The sequence below is a fragment of the Lentzea jiangxiensis genome (assembly GCF_900104175.1).
In the GTDB taxonomy this organism is placed as follows: Bacteria; Actinomycetota; Actinomycetes; order Mycobacteriales; family Pseudonocardiaceae; genus Lentzea; species Lentzea jiangxiensis.
Genome location: NZ_FNIX01000016.1, coordinates 1 through 17,180 on the forward strand (window position 1 = coordinate 1; position 17,180 = coordinate 17,180).

The following is a 17,180-nucleotide window of genomic DNA, read 5'->3' on the forward strand; positions in this document are numbered from 1 at the left end:
CCGGAGGGAACCGCGGAGACTTCAAGACATGTCCTCGCCGGACGGGCAGGTCTCCAAAATGGTGCGAGGAAGTGCCGGCACGTCACGTTCCAGCGTGGGCCGGGGCACGCACCATCCCGTATGACCTCCCCGAGGGCAACCACACGCGTCAAGGGGGCCGTTCCAGCGCATGATCACGTTGAGGCGGTAGGTGCCCCCTTGACACGTGTGGTTGGGACGAGCCAGGTCATACGGGATGGTGCGAGGCCCCTCCTTAAGAGGCGGCGATGCCGCGGCGGAGTTCGGTGCCGCCGGAAATGTCAGACCGTCCAGCTAGCCTCCACTGCGTGACGCTTAGTGCTCTGACGCGCGAGGGTGTGCTGGCAGCGATCGCCGAGTTCGATGAGCTGGGCAGGCACGCGTTCCTGAAGAAGTACAAGTTCAGCAAGGCCAAGTCGTACTTCCTTGAGTACGAAGGGCAGCTCTACGACTCGAAGGCGATCGTCGGTTCCGCGCTCGGACTGGCACCTGCGGACTTCTCCGGTGGGGACGCGACTGTTTCCCGGAGGCTGATGGAAGATGATCTCGGCTTCAAGGTCCGATACTTCCCAGTGCTTGACTGGACTCGTGACGAGATCCTGCTTGTCTGCGCAGTTGTGGAGGCCAACGGATGGAAGCAGCCCGAAGGCCATGAACGCGACTGGCGAATCGTCGAGCTCTCTGAGTTGTTGCAGACGTCTGCTTTCCACCAGTTCGAAGATCAAGGGCCTGACTTCCGGAATCCGGCCGCGGTTGGACGCAAGGCAGGCGACATTGCCACCAGCCACCCGGACTACCAAGGCGCGACGACTCGAGGCGGCAAGCTGACCGCACAGGTAGTTCGAGAGTTCCTAGCAAGGCCCGCAGAGCTACGAGCTGAGGCAGCACAGATCCGCGCAAGACTGCTCGGCTACGAGCCCGGCAGCGTGCAGCAGCAGCCACCACCTCACACGCCCGACGGGAACGCACCAAAGGTGTTCGACGTTCCAGTCGAGGCACACCGAACGACGAGCTTCCGGACCACCGTGCGTGCCGCGGAGCGGGTCGCAATCCGCCGAGAAGCCGAGATGATGAAGCGCTACCAGCAGTGGAGGCGGCAGGCCGGAGGCAGGGTCACTGGAAAGGTCATCTACGCGTCGGAACGCACCCGGCTTCGCATCGACCTCTTCGACCTCGAACGCTCTGAACTCATAGAGGCCAAGGGGTCGGCAGAGCGTGACTACATCCGCTTTGCATTGGGGCAGGTACTCGACTATGCCCGGTATATCGACCACGAGCGTCGCGCCGTTCTCTTGCCCAAGCACCCTGGGCAAGACATGGTGGACCTGCTATCGAGTTGCCAAGTGGGTTGTATCTACGAGACATCCGAAGGCAACTTTGAACGCGCGTGAACGTGACTGCATGACGGTCGCCCCACCTAAAGACTCAAGATCATCGCCCCCGCATACCCCTCGTTTATGACACCAAACGTCCACAAAGCGCCGCACACGACGAGGGTTCCACCAAGCGGATAAGCCGAGGTCACAACAGATATTGACAAATGTCCGCAATGGACTACGAAGCAAGATCGCCAAACTTCGGGTTCAGGGTTCGAGTCCCTGGCGGCCCACCAAACCCCCAGGTCACAGGCCTGGGGGTTTCGCTTTGTCCGGGTCTCCCCACACTTAACCCACACAAAACCGCTGGTCATTCAACTTCGTCGTCTTCTGCTTGATCATCTTTTGGCCCTCCGAGCGCGTTCTCCAGGGCGTCAGCGGCCCGCCGGTCGACCAGCTTCCGACCCATGTAGGTGTCCTGCGTCATGGACGGCCGCGCGTGGCCGAGCTGGTCCGCGACCTGCCGCGCGGAGAGCCCCGCCTCATCGAGGATGGTCGCCGCCGTCTTCCGGAAGACGTGCGAGGTGACCCAGGCGAACTCGTCCCCACCCCTCGCCTTCCGGAGGTCCTTCCGGGTGTTGGACGGGTCGCGGAGCCCGCCGAGGGCGTCCGGGAAGACCGGCCCGTTCGGGTGGCTGGTGGTCTTGCGCCTCCTTTGGAGCATGTCGAGCGCCCATCGTGGGAGCAGGAGCGTTCGCTCACCGGCCTCCGTCTTGGTCGACTTCCGGATCAGCCCGATGTCCTTGACCCGGATGACCGTGTAGCTCACGTTGACCGTGCCAGCGTCGAAGTCGACGTCTTCCCAGTAGACGGCCAACGCCTCACCGATGCGGACGCCCGTGGCCATCATGAAGCGCGACAGGTCAGGCAGGTCCCGCTTCACGGCCTTGGGATCCGACTCCAGCATCTCCAGCCAGCGGACCCGTTCTTCCCTCGTGAGCGCCCGCGGACTCTTCTTGCGGCCGGCCTCCAGCGGCTCAGCCTCCCTGACCGGGTTCGTATCCAGCGCCTTGTCCCGGACAGCGATCCGCAGGGCACCTGAGATCACCGAGCGAGCCGTCTTCGCCGTGTCCACGCTGACCGACCGCCACAGCGCACCGAGGAACGCGTCGATCCGCGCCACGGTCATCTCACGAATCCGCAGCTCACCGAGGCCCGGAAGCACATGCCGATCCATGATGCTGCGGTACGTGTCGACGCTGCTCGGAGACCTCTTCCCAGCGTCAGCGAGCGCCTGGAACTTCGTGAACCACTGGTCCAAGGCCTCCTTGAACCGGCTCTCACGCGTCAGCGAACTGCCGGACGGTCCCTTTCGCTCGGCGAGCGCCTTCTTGAGGCTCCGCTCTGCGGCACTCTTGCTCTTCCCCCACCGCTCAACCGGGCGCGTCTTGCCGTCGTAGTCGCGATACTTCGTGGTCGCACGCCAGCCTGAACCCGTTTCATAGCAACGGATCGCGCCGTATGTGCCGAGGTCCAGAGGTGGACGCCCCATCAGGCCGCCTCCTCAAGCAGGTGCTCGAACCAGCTCCGCACCTCGGACGGCAGGTACCGCAGGTGCTTGCCGACTCGCCGAGCGGGCGGTCCGTAGTTCTTGGTCCTCCAGCCGTAGAGCGTGTGCACCGGAACGTTCAGGTAGGCCGCAACGTCACTGACTGTCCACAGTGGCTCGAACTGACGTGTCTCCATGATGTTCCCCTTAGATCAAGCAGCGTGCGGAGTTGCCGAACTCCCCGGAGGTCCGGCAGATGCGAGCAGCGCAGCCGTGTATTCGGCCTTCCACCTCCGCCGCTCAGCGACAGCACTCAGCAGCAGGTGTGCTCGAGGCGGCACATTCGGGTCACCGGGCTCGACGTTGTTCCAGACGACCCGTTGTGGCTGGTCCTGGGGCTTGATCCCGACGTCCGCGAGCAGTTGCCGAACGAACGTCTTCCGGTCGTGCTTGTGGTCGGCGAGCGACTTCCCGGACCACTTCCGCGACACGAGCACCCGCCGCCCAGCGACGCCGAGCGTGGTTCGCTTGTGCGCCTTCCCCTTGCACTTGCCCGGCACCGTGGACAGCCGAGCCCCGCGAGGCTGGACGCCGTAGAGCAGCCAGATCGGACACTGCGGCGAGCAGGGCGTGACCGCGAGCTCAGCGCAGAGGCGTTCGGCGTGATCCTCCTGGCGGGCCGTCTGTGCCTCGAAGCACTCGTTGATGCTCTTGGTCAGGTACTTCGTCAGGTAGCCGATGTGGCGGCCGGCCTCTTCGGTGCCGCCGAGGATGCCCTTGGAGTGCACCTGCACCCCGAACCGCGCGACGTGTGCGGGCCGCTCCACCTGGTCGAGCGCGTCCTCCCAAGTAGGCAGGGCCTTCCGCGTCTGTGGATCAACGAAGCCCTTGGCCCGGACGTCCCACACAGGCAGGTTGTCGCCGCCGTACTTGATCTCGTCATGCTCGGGCCACCAGACCTGGTGATACGTCGCCTCAGCGACCGCCCGCAACTCTGCCCGCGAGATCGATCCCCGAACCGCCGCGTGCCAGTGCGGAGCCAACCGCCGCTGTGGCTCGACCGTCGAGAAGTACTGGACCTCCCAGCCGACACAGCGCCGAAGGTTCTGGACGAACCGATCGAGCAGCGCCGCGAAGTGCACCGCGTCCCGAGCAGCACGCCGGTAGTTGTACGTGGACGGATCAACGGGCGTGCCGTCGCTGCGAACCTTGCCGTAGGTGTCGAGCGTCAGCGTGAGGAACGTCGAGGGCTGGTATTTGCCCCCGAAGACCTTGCCCACGGTGCGCTTGCTGACCGGCCGCCGAGGCAGGTTGGGCGCGTCCTGCCGCCGCCTGGTCGACCGCTTCCGAGCTGCCTTGAGCGGAACTTCCAGGGAGGGGAGTGAACCGCGGACTCCGAGTTGCCGAAGTTCAGCGTCGACCTCCGCAACCTCGTCCCGGACCTCCTCCGCTCCAACCTCGTCACCCTCATCGAGGGCCAGGCGGAACGCCTTCACGAGGTCAGCCCGGTAGGCGGTCAGCTCCCGCTGATCGTCGCTCGGAGCATCCGGCGTGAAGTCGGGCTCCTCCGTCAGGTGCCAGCCCTCGCGACACTGCGCCATCCGCAGACGCCGGTTCTTCTCCGCGCAGGTAGGGCAGACACTCGCGACTGTTGAGCCGCACGGCACCGGCACGATGTCGACGCGTCCGGTGTCGAGGTCGATCCGCTCCTTGGCCAACGGCCGGACACAGACGCCGTGCTCCTCAGCGACGGCCCGAGCGATGTCGAGCGCGGCCGGCTGCTTCATCCGCTCCGAACGAGTCAGGTACTCAGTCACGCCGCCGCCCTCCCTTCACCGCTGGTCGGGAACTCGTGCACGGTGGCCGGGGCGAGGTAGACGCCCAGCTCGACCAAGTCCGCGTCGGTGACGTGGAAGGCCCGCGCCCTCTCCGGTTCGCGCTGCCCGTCCTCCTTGAGCCAGGCGACGCCAGGCGTGTTCTCGCTGATCTCGTGAGCAGCCGCGCCACGTTGCCGAACGCCATCCCCAAGCACCATGTCGACCTGGACCGGCTCATCGAGCCGCAGCGCAACGCGGGTGGTGAACAGGTGCCGGAAGGAGACGACCTCCTTGCGCGGGTCTTGGACCAAGCCGACCACGGCGTAGCCGGGAGCACGTCCCTGCGAGGTGATCGTCTGAACGGCCCGAGTCGCACGTTCGCGGAGGTTCCGGTCCGGCTGGTACGCGATCAGATCCGCCAACTCGTCCACGATGAGGACCGTGAACGGCTCACCCGTACCGCGTGCCCACAAGCGCCGGATGCCCCGATACCGCGCCGCGCGTTCCTTGACCTCTGCGGCGATTTCCTCAAGCAGGGCAACAGCTTCCGGCCCGTTGTCGTAGATCACCTTCTCGAACGCGTCCGGGCACTGCCCCAGCTCCATGCCGCCCTTGGGGTCAATTCCGACGAGCCGCACCATGCCAGCCTTGATGGCAGGGGCCAGCTGCCAGACGATCGACCAGAGAACCGAGCCCTTGCCAGCACCAGGCACGCCGACCACGAGCACCTGGGAACCGAGCAGCTTCAGCCGCCAGGGCTTACCGGTCTCGGTACGACCGACGACGACGCGCTTGAGGTCAACGTCCCCGACTGCGGCGAGCTGCGGCACCGCGACCGGACGCGACAGCGGATCGGAGTGGATGAAGTCGAGCTCAAGCACGCTCGGCCGCAGCACCCGCACCCGGCAGGACCGCGCGTTGAACGAGTGCGCCAGGTTGTCCCGCCGCGCTTCCCACTGGTCTGGAGACTGAGCTGGGATCATGCGAACCCGCACCTTGTCCCGCCAGCCCTCCGACCGGACGCGGCGCAGCTTCGGGCGGTACTCCCTGCCTCGGTTGTCCTTGGCCAGCTCTGCCAGCCGCATCACGGTGCGCCAGTGCGGCACGTAGACCGTGAGCCGCCGCCACTCAGTCAGGACGCGGTACCAGCCATACCGCAGGAACGAACCGCGATCGAGGCCGTACCAAACCGTCAGAGCACACACGAGCGACAGCAAGGCCAGGACCAGCGGCGACAGCCCGAACTGGCGATACCCGAAGTACCCGCCGAGGCAGGGCGTGACAGCAACCGGGTACCGGATTGCCACCAAGACGAGCTTCACGGCCAGTCGGCCGGCGAGCCAGATCAGCGCGACCGGCGCGAGCAGAACCTTGATCCAGCCGGGAAGCCACACCCACCACGGGACCCGTGGACGTGCGCCCTCGAACGGTGCGGGGTCGACCCATCGGTTGCCTTTCATCGCGCACCGCCAACGCACTTGAGACACTGGAAGACGTTGCCAACGCTGGGAATGCGTCCAACAGACCGGAACGCTCCCGAAGTGGCGGTGTGCTGCGCCCGACAGGTGAGGCATTCGAAGCCCCGAGCCTGTGCCGCCGTGAGTTCCATCGTCTCCAGCGAGCCGCCGTCAAGCATCACGGCGTAGGTGGAAACGGTCTGCCTGGCGGAGATCATTTGATGCCCGTCTAGCGCACGAATGCGCTCAGGCTCTACGCTCATCGTTGTTCACTCCTGAGTTGGGTGGACAACGCAGGAGCGGCGAGGTTGGTAGCCGGGTTCCGCTCCTGCGTCTCACGTTCTCTTTGCGCCACAACAAGACGTGCGACATCGCCACGTGACCCAGCAAAGTCACGCGCTCTGTCCAATGAGGATTTTTGCTACTTCTTCGCCGTCTTCGTGACCTTGATCGCCTCCCCCTTCTCGCGCTCACGGTTCGCCCAGTACATGGCCTCGTGGTGGTGGCTGCGATCGGTCTCGGCGACGCGTGCGTAGATGGCGGCCGAGCGGAGGTAGTAGTCCCTCAGCACCTCGGGCGCGGACTTGGGATTGGGCAGGAGCTTGCTCAAGACGTCGTGCGCCTCGCTGAGCGTCCGGGCCTGTTCCGCCAAGCCCCAGTGCATGGCGTTAACCGCGGACATCGGGAGCCTCCTCCGCGAGCGCGTGACGCCCCTCCTGGTTGCCGAGGTGATCAGCCAGCTTGGCCGCCTCCCGCGACAACTCGCGACAGAAGCGCATCAGCACGTCCGAGCCACCGGGGAACGGCGGGAGCTGGATCGCGATGTTCACCGGGTCGAGGTAGATGGCCAGTGCCGGAACCTCGGGCGTCACCCGGATCATGGCCGCGCCCGCGTCTCGACCGGGCGTACAGGTGGCGTTGAACCCCATCACTGACCACCCCGCGCCGCATCGAGAGCCGTCTGTCCCTCAGCGACAGCCTCAGCAAGGCGAGGCAGCGCCTCCGCGTCGACCACCAGGACGGCCGGGAACGCGTTGCCCAGCCGGAACTCAACCCGTCCGGCGAAGACGAGCGGTTCCACCCGGATCGGCAGGTTCGCCGTCAGGTGCAGGCGCATCAAGTCGGCCACGGATCACGCCGCCTTGGGTGCGGGCTTGGCCGCGACGGCCGCCTTCATGCCGGTGGCGCGCAGGCTGTAGCCCAGCTTGGCCCGGCAGCGGTGACGCTCACCGACGTGGCCACCACGGCAGCCCTTGTCATCGATCCACGGCGTGACCGTTAGCCCCTCGAACACGGCGGGCCGGATGTCCGTGCCGGGAATCGCCTCGGGCGGAACGGGCCGGTGAGGTGCGGAGATCTTGACCGTGACCGCCGCATCCGTCTTGCGCTCCGCCGCCTGGTCGATCACGAGGACGGACCACACAAGCAGCCCGTTGTCCTTGTCGACCTCCTGCTCGACAGGGAGCCCCTTGGCGCGGTCCTCGGCCGACTGGAACTTGAGCACCGGCTCGACGCCCATCACGAGCGCGCCCCTCGGGAACACGAAGTCGTGACCCGCCGGGAGCCTGCTCCCACCTGTGATCGCCATCGTCGTTCTCCTGTCGTTCGTGCCGGTCGGGGCCGTTCCCCGACGTTCCGACACCTACGACTTTCGACGAACCGGCAGGACGTCAACACCACACATCAGGACAACTACAGACGTCTCGACTACATTGAAGTCGTCCCTAGTTGTACGGAAGGTGGGCCATGCCGAACCAACGCCTGCGGGATGCGTTGCTGCGCAACACTTTGGGCTTCGATGAAGTCGCGAAGGCAACCGGCGTAGATCCGAAGACCGTCGAACGGTGGATCACGCAGGACCGGACGCCATACCCGCGTCACCGGCACGCCATCGCCGCGATGGTCCGCGAGACAGAGACCTACCTCTGGCCAGACGCCGTCGCACCGGAGAAGAAAAAAGAGATCAACGAGTCCGAGGTGGTGCAGGTCTACGCACACCGCCACGCCGTTCCGCAGGACATCTGGGGACACCTGATCGAGCAGTCCAAGATCAGCATTTCGATCCTGGTCTACGCCGGCATGTTCCTGGTGGACAACCCAGCCCTGATCAAGACGCTGCGTCAGAAGGCAGAGAGCGGCGTCAAGATCCGACTGTTGCTCGGGGACCCGGCAAGCCGAGAGGTCGCGCGCCGCAGCGAAGAAGAGGGCATCGGTAAGACCACGCTTGGCGCGAAGATCCGGAACGCTCTCGCGGTCTACAAGCCGTTGGCGGAGGTGCCCGGCGTGGAGATCCGGGTTCACGGGACGACGCTCTACAACTCGATCTACCGCTTCGATGACGAGATGCTCGTGAACACGCATGTGCACGGCTTCATGGCAGCTCACGCGCCGGTCCTGCACCTGCGGCGACTGTCCGGGGGCGACCTGTTCGAGACGTACGCCGAGAGCTTCCAGGGCGTCTGGGATGGCGCGAAGCCGCCGAAGTGGTAGGCAGGTAGGCATGGCTCGCACTGATCACTACAACGACCCGAACGCACCGAAGGCGACCAACATCGTCGTGGCGGTGACGGCGTTCGTGCAGGACGAGCAAGGCCGGCTGTTGATGATCCGGCGGACCGACAACGACCTGTACTCGATCCCTGGTGGGGCGCAGGACGTCGGCGAGACCATCGGCCACACCGTGACCCGCGAGGTCAAGGAAGAGACCGGGATCGACGTCGAGCCCGTCGACATCATCGGCGTCTACTCCGACCCCGCGCACGTCATCGCCTACACGGACGGCGAGGTGCGACAGCAGTTCTCGATCTGCTTCCGAGCGCGGTTGGTCGGCGGGGAGCTGCGGACCAGCGACGAGTCCAGCGAAGTTCACTGGGTAAGCCGCGGGGACCTGGACTCACTCAACGTTCACCCGTCCATCCGGCTTCGAATCGAGCACGGGTTCGAGGAGCGCACGACGCCCTACTTCGCGGTGTAGTCGACTCCCGCCGCTCGTAGCCGTTCCTCGGTGCGCTCGACCGCACCAACCAATTCAGGCTTGGCCTGCCGAATGAAGAAGGTCACTAGGTCTTCCGGACCGTAGCGCTTCTGGATCTCCTCGATCCGGTCGTGCACGCTCGTGGGTTCACCGTCTGGCGTGGTGGTCATGTCCGCCCACCAGAGGGCATCACGCAGAGGCGTGCTCTCATCCGTCCAGCGCGCGAGTTCGGCTGACAACCCGCGAAGCTCAGCTTCCCGGTACGCGCACGAGTGGTGCGCCACCAACGAGCACAGCCGACCGTTCGCCTGACCGTCAGCCAAGAAGCTTGCCCCGTCCAGCGGGTGAAACCCGGTATACGCCAGTCTTGGCGCGTAGCCGACGTCATGGAGCAAAGCCGAGGCAACCAGCAGTTCTCGTTCGTTCGGATCGAACAGAGGTGCTGCGATTCGCGCCTTACGCCCGACTCCCAGCACATGAGCGAACCTACGAGGCAACGACTCTGCGAGCTCATCTGCGACGACCTGGGTAGCCCAGAAAACGAGATCCACGCAGCCACCCTACGCATGTGCACCAGGACCCACTGACCATGTCGAATACACAATGGGGCCGAAAGAAGGTCATGTATCCTAGTCAGCCAAGCCGCATCAAAGGTTCTCAAAGCTCATCAAAAAGATACTCGTCTGGCATCTCGATCTCATGATGAGGGCTGCGAAGATCAACCGCCGGACGCGATTGCGTCGTGATCAACTGCCCCCCGGTGCGATAAGCGAGGTTACCGATCAAGTCCAAGCTTTCCCTGACCACGGTTTCCGCCAAATCATGCTGATACGGATTATCCAGGATGACGAGGCTTGGGGCGAAAGAGTCTTGACCGATATCCGATTCCAAAGCAAGCAGAGCATAGCTATAAGAAAGAAAGAAAAGGACGCGAGCTTCTGCGCCGAGCTGCTCATTCCAAGGACGGGTGCCCACAAAGAAGGTTAGATCTTGAGAAATCGTGACGCTACTTCCAACCCACCCGCGGCCTTGGAAATTGCGCAAGAACTCATTCATTCTGTCAGCCAGCTTAGAGCATCTCTCACCAGCGATACGCCTAAAAGCCTGATCGTCAAGGATAGCTGATTGAGCCCGGTCCGCTTCTTTGCGAGCAGCGATTACAACCCCCTCAGCGGTTCCTTGACGTGCGAGCGCTTGAGATATTGCCGGAAGCGCAGCACGTTGCTGGATCAGCTTGGCTGACTCTGAGGCAATGTCCTCAAGCGCAGTAACAAACGGCGCAAGCTGAGCAGATCTAACGTCATTGATCAGGCCAGCAAGCTCAGCCTGACGACTTTTCAGCGCCTGCTCTCTCTCGATCGCGTGCTCTAGGTCGTAGCGGGATCGGGCAAGGGCCTCTTCAACTTCTCTTTTTTCTGAGTCCAATGCTCTCTGCTCTAGCTCAACCCTCCTTTTACGCAAGTCCGCGACAACCGGCTGGAAACACAAATAGCACGATCCGTCGGGATGTTCTCGCTTGACATCAACTTTCTGCTCACATGCAGGACATGTACGCACAGGCAACTCATCAAACACTTCAAAAGCGCCTGATAGCCTCTCCAATCGACCCCGATCGAGTTCCACAAGAGAAAGAGACTGCGTGTGCTCCTGGACCAACACCCGAAGGCTTGCGATCGATTCGGCAGCCCTCTGCACGGCGACACTAACGTCCTGATAACTCTGCGTCAGCGCAGGATCATAACCTGCGGCGGTGGCGGCAACATCGCCCTCAGATTCACCAGACATCTGTTGGCCGACAATTTCATTACGACGCCGATGCAGTTCCGCAAGATGATCAGAGAGTTCAGTCTGAGCAGCCAGAATTCCGGATTCGTTCACCAGAATTGGTAGGCCGAGCTGAGTACAGACCGATCTGATCATCTCATTGGTACTATCCGTTACGTCCCGATGGACAGCTTCAGCCGCCGCTAGATCACGCTCCGCTTGAGCGAGTTTGAACTCCCGCGCATCACGCTCATACTTGTTTGGCGCGAGCCCAAGGAAATAGTTAACAACAGCGACCCTATAGTAATCGTACTCCTTACTCGCAAACTCCGTCCAAGACGATTCTTTTCGGTAGATATGGCGCAGCAAGGTACGGAATGAAAGAGCAACCATCTGCTGGGCAGTATCAGCGTTTCGACCCAGCGGGATCTGCAGGCTTGGCCATCCAAGCTGAGAGTAAATCCAGTCTGAAAAATTCTCCACCGGAAAATCTGACTCGTCATCGAGAAAGACTTTCGAATACTCACCTCTAACAAAGCTTCGACGAATCGTCCGATGAGTACCGTTCAGCGAGATCGTTAGGGATACATCCTGATACTTGTCAGCGATAGAACGGCCCACTGCGGAGTACGGGCCGTCACGATCCCCAAGACAGTAATCAATCAACTTCAGAGTTGAAGTCTTCGAGCTGTTGCGTGGCCCCGTGAGCACGGTGAAAGAAGATTGATCAAATCTATACTCTTCAATCTCACCCGTGCGTTGAACCAGCTGAAGACTCACAATTCTAATCCCGCGAACCGACCGTGCCGCGGCGATTGTGGAACCACTTTCAGTCACGGCACAATCTCCTCTTGCATCTCAAGCTCGCCAACCTCACGCGGGAAGACCTCATAGATCAGATCTTTCAGCGCGGTACCTGACATCTCAGCGAGATTTCCCCGCATGGCTGTGCATCTGTCGACCAGGACAGCGAACTCACTGCGTTCACCAATAGTTTCCGCAGCGCGCCGGCCTGCTGACGTCAACTTCACCCGCTCAGGTCGATGCGTGCGAGTTACTGTTACAAGATTACGAGATTCCAAGAATGCGAGAAACTGACGATAGCGATGATCCCACGGACCATACCGATATCTAATCATCGGAGCTTCCACTTCCTGCACGTTCCAAACCTCGAACGGCCGGATCGATGGATCAGCCTCACGCAGTTCTTCTTGAGCTCGCCTTAGAAATGACGGATACCGGACAAAGAAGTCCAGCTTCGCGAGCTTCGTACGACCATCAATGTACGGACCGGGATTGCTACCACAGTGATCTATCAGAAGTAGAAGTCGCGCAGCATGAAAATCCAAGCTTGCATCTGGGTCCATTGGACGATGCAGGGGAGGAACCACCCGCGGTCCTAGCTCACGAGGCATCTGCGTATCGATTCTGGCATCGCGCGGTGATGTCCGAGAGCAACGCGTGCGCGTGACGAAGTGGTATCTCGCCACTGATGACTTGAGGAAGATTCTTCACTTGCTCAAGAGTCTTCATGTACGACTCCGCGCCAGCAGATATTTCTCCACCGCGTCGTTTCGCCATCACTTCAGTACAGATTGCGTGAATGTCATCCGACAGATCGTTAAAAGTCTCCTGCTGCAGACCGACAGACGACCTGTAGAGGCGCCGAAAGCGCGTCATGGTATCGGCAATCCTGGCTGCCTCCGCCTCAGAAACACCGGCTGGAGCAAGCTTGTCTCGCAGGGGTATGAGAGGCTGGAGTTCGCCGTTCTGACCTACCCCGATGGCTTTCGAAATACAAGACTGCAGCTTCGTGTGAAATTCTTCAGCAGTCCACGTAGTAACTTCTTTCGCTCGTGCCTCACGAGCGATGCAAGTCAGTATTGCCGTGAGTGCGTTGTCGAGCTCTGATATCAGCGGCGCAGCTCTAAGCATACCTACTGCATGCGGCTCAAGTTTTCGAAGTGCGTCATTCTCAACATCTTCGATGTCTCGTTGGCGTATCTCTACCTCGAACCGGTCGGCGCACCACGCCAGGTCTCGCCCGTCCGAAACAGTGAGACCATCCAAACGGGTTACTATGTCCCTTTTGTGGTCTTCTAGATAGGACCTATCTCTACCGTCGTTGGCAGACACGAAACAGTAGAGATCAGCACCCGGAGTTTCGTTCACAACAAGGACAAACGACGCCCCATCAGGAAGCGGTTTCCCCGAAAATAGCTTCCCGAGGATACTGGTGTGTGGATCCTTGTTCTTCTCTGCCCTGCAGATCGAGGCAATACTGAAACGCGTTTGAGCGCCCTCTTGCGTTTTTACTTGCTTGTAAATCGGCACGTCCCCCCTGGCGCACTGGATGTCTTCCAGGTCTTCCCAGGAGATACGTGTATGACCAAGCTTTTCCATATCAAGGCAGGCCAGGAGTGTCACAGCATCCTGGTAGGCAAAGCCTCGACGACTCCGCCGGCCACCATCGCCAGGTATCAAAGTCAGCTCCCCCCATACGTCCGCAACGCCAACTAGCCTGGCCACGCCTTCCTATACGCAAGCAACCCGCGATGAACCAACTTCCAAGGTCATCGCATCGTGGCCAAGAACGTTACCTAGCTAGACGCCATGCTGTGTACATCCTTTCTGCTGAATTAAGCTCTACAGGATCAAGGCGCCGCCGCTGGCGGCGCGTGCGGTCTGGCGCTGCACCAACATCCATCCCGGCACTCCCGGCATCCGCTTCGCTGCGCCGGTCGGCCGGGCGGCGCTGCGCGCCGGACCTCAGACATCAGCTCACGGCGCGCACGATCGAGCCCGATTCGTCCCCGACTCCCGACGAGCGCCAGCACGGTCACCACGAGCTGGCTGGGCACGGCGCTCGACTGCCGCGACGGCTGCGCCGCCTTGCCACCGAATAGGGCAGTCGACATCCACGTGCCGGGCAACGGCCAGCAGAGGCCAGGCCGGCCAACGTCGCAGGTCCTCAACAAGCCAGGCCGCGCGAACGGGCAGGTCTGTCAGGGTGCCGTGTCAATCTGGCGGTATGTCCTACGACCTTGCCGTGTGGGAGGGCGCTCGTCCCGCGGACGACGCAGCTGCCCGAACGGCGCTCGACGACTTGTACGAGCGCTACGTCTACTCCGACGTCGAGCATGCTCCGACGCCGCTAATCAAAAAGTACGTCGCTGCACTGCTGGATCGTTGGCCAGACCTGAGCGAGGACGATGACGACACCTCACCCTGGTCGACAAGCCCACTCATCGGGGAGGCAAGAGGCCCGCTGATCTACTTCCCGATGCGCTACAGCATGGCGGACGAGGCTTCGGCCTTCGCGGCGCAGCTCGCCACATCGATGGGACTCGTTTGCTTCGATCCTCAGATCGACAGCCTTAGAAGCGTGTAGACCAAGATCAACCCACACTTTACTCTCACAAAACGACGGCAAACGTCGAGAAGCGACTGTCCACAGTGCTCAGATCAAGACCGCATCTGCGCAGGTAGCGAGCACTGTCGAGGAAGATCGACAAACGACGCCAAGCAAGTGCTCTTACTCTTCGGGTTCAGGGTTCGAGTCCCTGGCGGCCCACTAAACCCCCAGGTCACAGGCCTGGGGGTTTCGCATTTCAAGATCGCTGGCACACATTTGGCACGCTTTACCCCTCTGACTCTCAAGCTGCGGCATCAGGCGGGCCGTCCTTGACCTGGTCCTCTTCTCCCTCGTCAGCGTCCCGTTTCGGCGTGCCGAACGCGCTCTCCAGAGCATCAGCAGTCCTCTTGTCGACCACCTTGCGGGCGAAGTAGACGTCCTGCGTCATCGAGGGCCGGGCGTGCCCGAGTTGGTCCGCGACCAGGCGCGCCGAGAGGCCTGCTTCATCGAGGATGGTCGCCGCCGTCTTCCGGAAGACGTGCGAGGTGACCCACGCGAACTCTTCGCCGCCGCGAGCCTTGCGGAGGTCCCTCCGAACGTTCGAAGGGTCCCGCAGGCCGCCGAGGCTGCTCGGGAAGACCGGCCCGTTCGGGAAGAGCGTCACCGCACGCCGCCGCTTCAACATGTCCAGCGCCCATCGAGGCAGCGGAAGCGTGCGTTCTCCGGCCTCCGTCTTCGTGGACTTCCGGATCAGCCCGATGCCCTTGGCCCTGATCACGGTGTAGTTCACCGCGACCGTGCCCGCCTCGACGTCGACGTCCTCCCAGTAGACGGCCAGCGCCTCGCCGATCCGGACACCGGTCGCCATCATGAAGCGCGACAGGTCAGTAAGGTCCCACTTCACCGCCTGTTCGTCTGACTCCAGCATTTCGAGCCACAAGAGGCCGCTCTTCCAGCGTGAGCGCCCGAGGGCTCTTCTTGCGCCCAGCCTCCAGCCGATCCGTCTCCCGAACCGGTTCGTGTCGAGCGCCTTGTCCCTCACCGCGATCCTCAGCGCCCCGGAGAGCACCGAACGGGCCGTCTTGGCAGTGTCGACGCTGACCGACCGCCACAGCGCCTGGAGGAACGCGTCGATCCGCGCCACAGTCATCTCACGAAGCCGCAGCTCACCGAGGCCAGGCAGCACGTGACGGCCAAGGATGCTGCGGTAGGTGTCGACGCTGTCAGGCGACCGCTTGCCAGCATCTGCAAGCGCCTGAAACTTGCCGAACCACAGCGCCGCAGCTTCCTCAAGGCGCCGCCGCTGGCGGCGCGTCCCGGTCTTTCCGGCGGACAACATCCATCCCGGCACTCCCGGCATCCGCTTCGCTGCGCCGGTCGGCCGGGCGGCGCTGCGCGCCGCAACTCCGGCCTTACTCCAGCCGACGAGCTCACCCATAGAGCTGAGTCGTCCAGCAGCTCCCTACGAGCGCCAGTGGGCCACCACGGGCCGTTGGACACGGCGCTCGACTGCCGCGACGGCCGCGCCGCCTTGCCATCGCATCAGGGCCGGGACGAAGCTGCGGAAACGCTGAACGAGCACCAGACCGAGCCACCCCGACGCCGCGAGCATGACAACGGCCGGCGACTGTCGTTGCCACCGTCGTGGAACCATCGACTGCAGGTGATCCGCTGAGGGAACAGGTTCCAGATCTGCGTTAGCCCGGTCACGGCGACGGCAACCCAAACGTCCGGAAATGCCAATGAGAGGACGCAAGCCTCCTGTTTGCAACTGCGGCCCGACCACGGACTGAGAGCCCGTGTCTATACCTTGCTCGCCACCACCATGTAGTTCTCAGCCTCAAGGTTGAACGTACTCATTTCCGTCTGGAGCCCGACCCGGTGCAACTCGACTTCGAGTTCTTCGTATCGGTAGGGCCAGCTCGACAGCAGTTCCGAGCGGGCAAGAACCGACCCAGCCGTATCCACTTGCGCGACCGCAATCTCGATGTGGTGCTCGTCCTCCCAGTTCGGCGCGATGTCCCAGCGGTAGACCACGACGGCATTGCGACCGTTCCGGCGAACGAGTCGGTCACTGATGTCCAGCCGGGAACCTCTGGCCCTCACGAGTTCCCAAGTGCGGGAGGTGAGTACCAAGCGCCCGCCACGGCGCAGAAGCCGTGACATCGACTCCAGAGCAGCAACTCTGCCTCGCGCGCCCTCGGCATGGTGCAGCGAGTTGCCAACGCAGAACACCATGTCGAAGGTGTCGTCATCGAAATGGTCGGGCAACTCCTGCCAGTCCGCCTGCACTGTCCGGACAGATGCCCTGAACTCCTCAGACAACTCCGCAGTCCGACGAACCATCGCTTCGCTGGCGTCAGTTGCGACAACGTGCATGCCAAGACCCGCGAGGCCAACCGCCAACTGTCCGGTCCCGCACGAACAATCGAGGACGTGAGCGTTCGACGGCAGGAGACTGAGGACGTCATCGAACGACGAAGCGAACTCGGCCGGAGTCAGCTTTGCATCTGAGATGAGCCACTCGTACACCTCGGCAAGCGCGTTATAGGCACTCACAACTACTACCTCCGTCACGCGGCAGACTCACGGTGACCATCAGTACATCAGCGGAGCAAGTCGGTCACCAATGGTTTTCGCAAGGGCAACGCGTCCGCGCATGCCGCATTTCGGTCGTACGGGAACGCCCCGTTCGCCAATCGTCAGCGCGATAACCTGTTCCACTTCTGCGCTGCCGTCGGTGGTCCCACGACTAGCAACGTGGTGGTCCCATAACGCTGGCAGGCGACAGCGGCGCTGGGTCAAGGCTGGAACGAGTACCTTGACCCAGCGCCACCGGCCGCGTTCTAGGCTCAATGTCGGGATGATGGCAGAGGTGCGGGCGATCAGATGACCAAGATCGACGGCACACTTTAGTCTCAGAAAACGAC

Annotated in this window: 18 protein-coding genes; 4 read left to right on the forward strand and 14 right to left on the reverse strand. The window is 62.5% G+C overall.

Annotation, left to right across the window (positions count from 1 at the left end; genetic code table 11):
* The first annotated feature begins 326 nt into the window (after positions 1-326).
* Positions 327-1,409 carry a ScoMcrA-related endonuclease gene (locus tag BLQ91_RS30055; RefSeq protein WP_143022883.1) on the forward strand — a complete coding sequence of 361 codons (1,083 nt, stop codon included), beginning with the start codon at positions 327-329 and terminating at the stop codon, positions 1,407-1,409.
* Between the two features lie 295 nt (positions 1,410-1,704).
* Here BLQ91_RS30055 and BLQ91_RS30060 read toward each other — a convergent pair whose 3' ends face one another.
* The 8 genes from BLQ91_RS30060 to BLQ91_RS30100 all read right to left on the reverse strand — a co-directional run bounded on the left by BLQ91_RS30060 (position 1,705) and on the right by BLQ91_RS30100 (position 7,745).
* Entirely contained in the window at positions 1,705-2,655 is a 951-nt protein-coding gene (locus BLQ91_RS30060; protein WP_425412561.1) for a tyrosine-type recombinase/integrase, read from the reverse strand.
* Positions 2,656-2,885: 230 nt separating this feature from the next.
* Positions 2,886-3,080 carry a helix-turn-helix domain-containing protein gene (locus BLQ91_RS30065; protein ID WP_090102250.1) on the reverse strand — a complete coding sequence of 65 codons (195 nt, stop codon included), beginning with the start codon at positions 3,078-3,080 and terminating at the stop codon, positions 2,886-2,888.
* Positions 3,081-3,095: 15 nt separating this feature from the next.
* Positions 3,096-4,670, reverse strand: a complete 1,575-nt coding sequence (locus BLQ91_RS30070) for a replication initiator (RefSeq protein ID WP_090102545.1) — start codon at positions 4,668-4,670, stop codon at positions 3,096-3,098.
* A gap of 26 nt (positions 4,671-4,696) precedes the next feature.
* Positions 4,697-6,274, reverse strand: a complete 1,578-nt coding sequence (locus BLQ91_RS30075; protein ID WP_342670675.1) for an FtsK/SpoIIIE domain-containing protein — start codon at positions 6,272-6,274, stop codon at positions 4,697-4,699.
* Between the two features lie 304 nt (positions 6,275-6,578).
* Complete coding sequence (locus BLQ91_RS30085; RefSeq protein WP_245733906.1) at positions 6,579-6,839, reverse strand: AMED_5909 family protein; 261 nt, start codon at positions 6,837-6,839, stop codon at positions 6,579-6,581.
* Entirely contained in the window at positions 6,826-7,086 is a 261-nt protein-coding gene (locus BLQ91_RS30090) for a hypothetical protein (protein WP_143022884.1), read from the reverse strand. Before BLQ91_RS30090 ends, BLQ91_RS30085 begins: the two co-directional genes overlap by 14 nt.
* On the reverse strand, positions 7,086-7,286 hold the full coding sequence (locus BLQ91_RS30095; protein WP_065915786.1) for a hypothetical protein: 201 nt from the start codon (positions 7,284-7,286) through the stop codon (positions 7,086-7,088). The genes BLQ91_RS30090 and BLQ91_RS30095 overlap by 1 nt, the downstream gene beginning before the upstream one ends.
* A 3-nt stretch (positions 7,287-7,289) precedes the next feature.
* Complete coding sequence (locus BLQ91_RS30100; protein WP_090102262.1) at positions 7,290-7,745, reverse strand: hypothetical protein; 456 nt, start codon at positions 7,743-7,745, stop codon at positions 7,290-7,292.
* Between the two features lie 158 nt (positions 7,746-7,903).
* Between BLQ91_RS30100 and BLQ91_RS30105 the strand changes: the two genes are divergently transcribed.
* Both BLQ91_RS30105 and BLQ91_RS30110 read left to right on the forward strand, forming a co-directional pair.
* Positions 7,904-8,647: a DUF5919 domain-containing protein gene (locus tag BLQ91_RS30105; RefSeq protein WP_090102264.1), complete on the forward strand. Its 744-nt coding sequence runs from the start codon at positions 7,904-7,906 to the stop codon at positions 8,645-8,647.
* A gap of 10 nt (positions 8,648-8,657) precedes the next feature.
* Positions 8,658-9,131, forward strand: coding sequence for an NUDIX hydrolase (locus BLQ91_RS30110; protein WP_090102266.1), 474 nt, complete (start codon positions 8,658-8,660; stop codon positions 9,129-9,131).
* On the opposite strand, the gene BLQ91_RS30115 is transcribed toward BLQ91_RS30110, so the two are convergent.
* The 4 genes from BLQ91_RS30115 to BLQ91_RS30125 form a co-directional block, all read right to left on the reverse strand.
* Positions 9,116-9,682, reverse strand: coding sequence for an HD domain-containing protein (locus tag BLQ91_RS30115; protein WP_090102268.1), 567 nt, complete (start codon positions 9,680-9,682; stop codon positions 9,116-9,118). The genes BLQ91_RS30110 and BLQ91_RS30115 overlap by 16 nt on opposite strands.
* A 106-nt stretch (positions 9,683-9,788) precedes the next feature.
* On the reverse strand, positions 9,789-11,675 hold the full coding sequence (locus BLQ91_RS40575; protein ID WP_143022885.1) for a hypothetical protein: 1,887 nt from the start codon (positions 11,673-11,675) through the stop codon (positions 9,789-9,791).
* A gap of 53 nt (positions 11,676-11,728) precedes the next feature.
* Positions 11,729-12,286: a hypothetical protein gene (locus tag BLQ91_RS40580; protein WP_143022886.1), complete on the reverse strand. Its 558-nt coding sequence runs from the start codon at positions 12,284-12,286 to the stop codon at positions 11,729-11,731.
* A 13-nt stretch (positions 12,287-12,299) separates the two neighbouring features.
* Positions 12,300-13,424 carry a dsDNA nuclease domain-containing protein gene (locus BLQ91_RS30125; RefSeq protein ID WP_090102272.1) on the reverse strand — a complete coding sequence of 375 codons (1,125 nt, stop codon included), beginning with the start codon at positions 13,422-13,424 and terminating at the stop codon, positions 12,300-12,302.
* Positions 13,425-13,926: 502 nt separating this feature from the next.
* Between BLQ91_RS30125 and BLQ91_RS30130 the strand changes: the two genes are divergently transcribed.
* Positions 13,927-14,286, forward strand: coding sequence for a hypothetical protein (locus tag BLQ91_RS30130; RefSeq protein WP_090102275.1), 360 nt, complete (start codon positions 13,927-13,929; stop codon positions 14,284-14,286).
* A 265-nt stretch (positions 14,287-14,551) separates the two neighbouring features.
* Here the strand turns inward: BLQ91_RS30130 and BLQ91_RS30135 are convergent, their stop codons facing one another.
* Together BLQ91_RS30135 and BLQ91_RS30140 are read right to left on the reverse strand one after the other, a co-directional pair.
* Entirely contained in the window at positions 14,552-15,688 is a 1,137-nt protein-coding gene (locus BLQ91_RS30135) for a tyrosine-type recombinase/integrase (RefSeq protein ID WP_245733908.1), read from the reverse strand.
* A 365-nt stretch (positions 15,689-16,053) separates the two neighbouring features.
* Positions 16,054-16,827, reverse strand: coding sequence for a class I SAM-dependent methyltransferase (locus tag BLQ91_RS30140; protein ID WP_245733909.1), 774 nt, complete (start codon positions 16,825-16,827; stop codon positions 16,054-16,056).
* Positions 16,828-17,180 lie beyond the last annotated feature (353 nt).

What these genes read in the sequence shown, in the direction of transcription:
- BLQ91_RS30065 (WP_090102250.1), bottom strand. Translation starts at nt 3,080, where the DNA reads ATGGAGACACGTCAGTTCGAGCCACTGTGGACAGTCAGTGACGTTGCG.
- BLQ91_RS30070 (WP_090102545.1), bottom strand. Translation starts at nt 4,670, where the DNA reads ATGAAGCAGCCGGCCGCGCTCGACATCGCTCGGGCCGTCGCTGAGGAG.
- BLQ91_RS30075 (WP_342670675.1), bottom strand. Translation starts at nt 6,274, where the DNA reads ATGCCTCACCTGTCGGGCGCAGCACACCGCCACTTCGGGAGCGTTCCG.
- BLQ91_RS30085 (WP_245733906.1), bottom strand. Translation starts at nt 6,839, where the DNA reads ATGTCCGCGGTTAACGCCATGCACTGGGGCTTGGCGGAACAGGCCCGG.
- BLQ91_RS30090 (WP_143022884.1), bottom strand. Translation starts at nt 7,086, where the DNA reads ATGGGGTTCAACGCCACCTGTACGCCCGGTCGAGACGCGGGCGCGGCC.
- BLQ91_RS30100 (WP_090102262.1), bottom strand. Translation starts at nt 7,745, where the DNA reads ATGGCGATCACAGGTGGGAGCAGGCTCCCGGCGGGTCACGACTTCGTG.
- BLQ91_RS30105 (WP_090102264.1), top strand. Translation starts at nt 7,904, where the DNA reads ATGCCGAACCAACGCCTGCGGGATGCGTTGCTGCGCAACACTTTGGGC.
- BLQ91_RS30110 (WP_090102266.1), top strand. Translation starts at nt 8,658, where the DNA reads ATGGCTCGCACTGATCACTACAACGACCCGAACGCACCGAAGGCGACC.
- BLQ91_RS30130 (WP_090102275.1), top strand. Translation starts at nt 13,927, where the DNA reads ATGTCCTACGACCTTGCCGTGTGGGAGGGCGCTCGTCCCGCGGACGAC.
- BLQ91_RS30135 (WP_245733908.1), bottom strand. Translation starts at nt 15,688, where the DNA reads ATGGGTGAGCTCGTCGGCTGGAGTAAGGCCGGAGTTGCGGCGCGCAGC.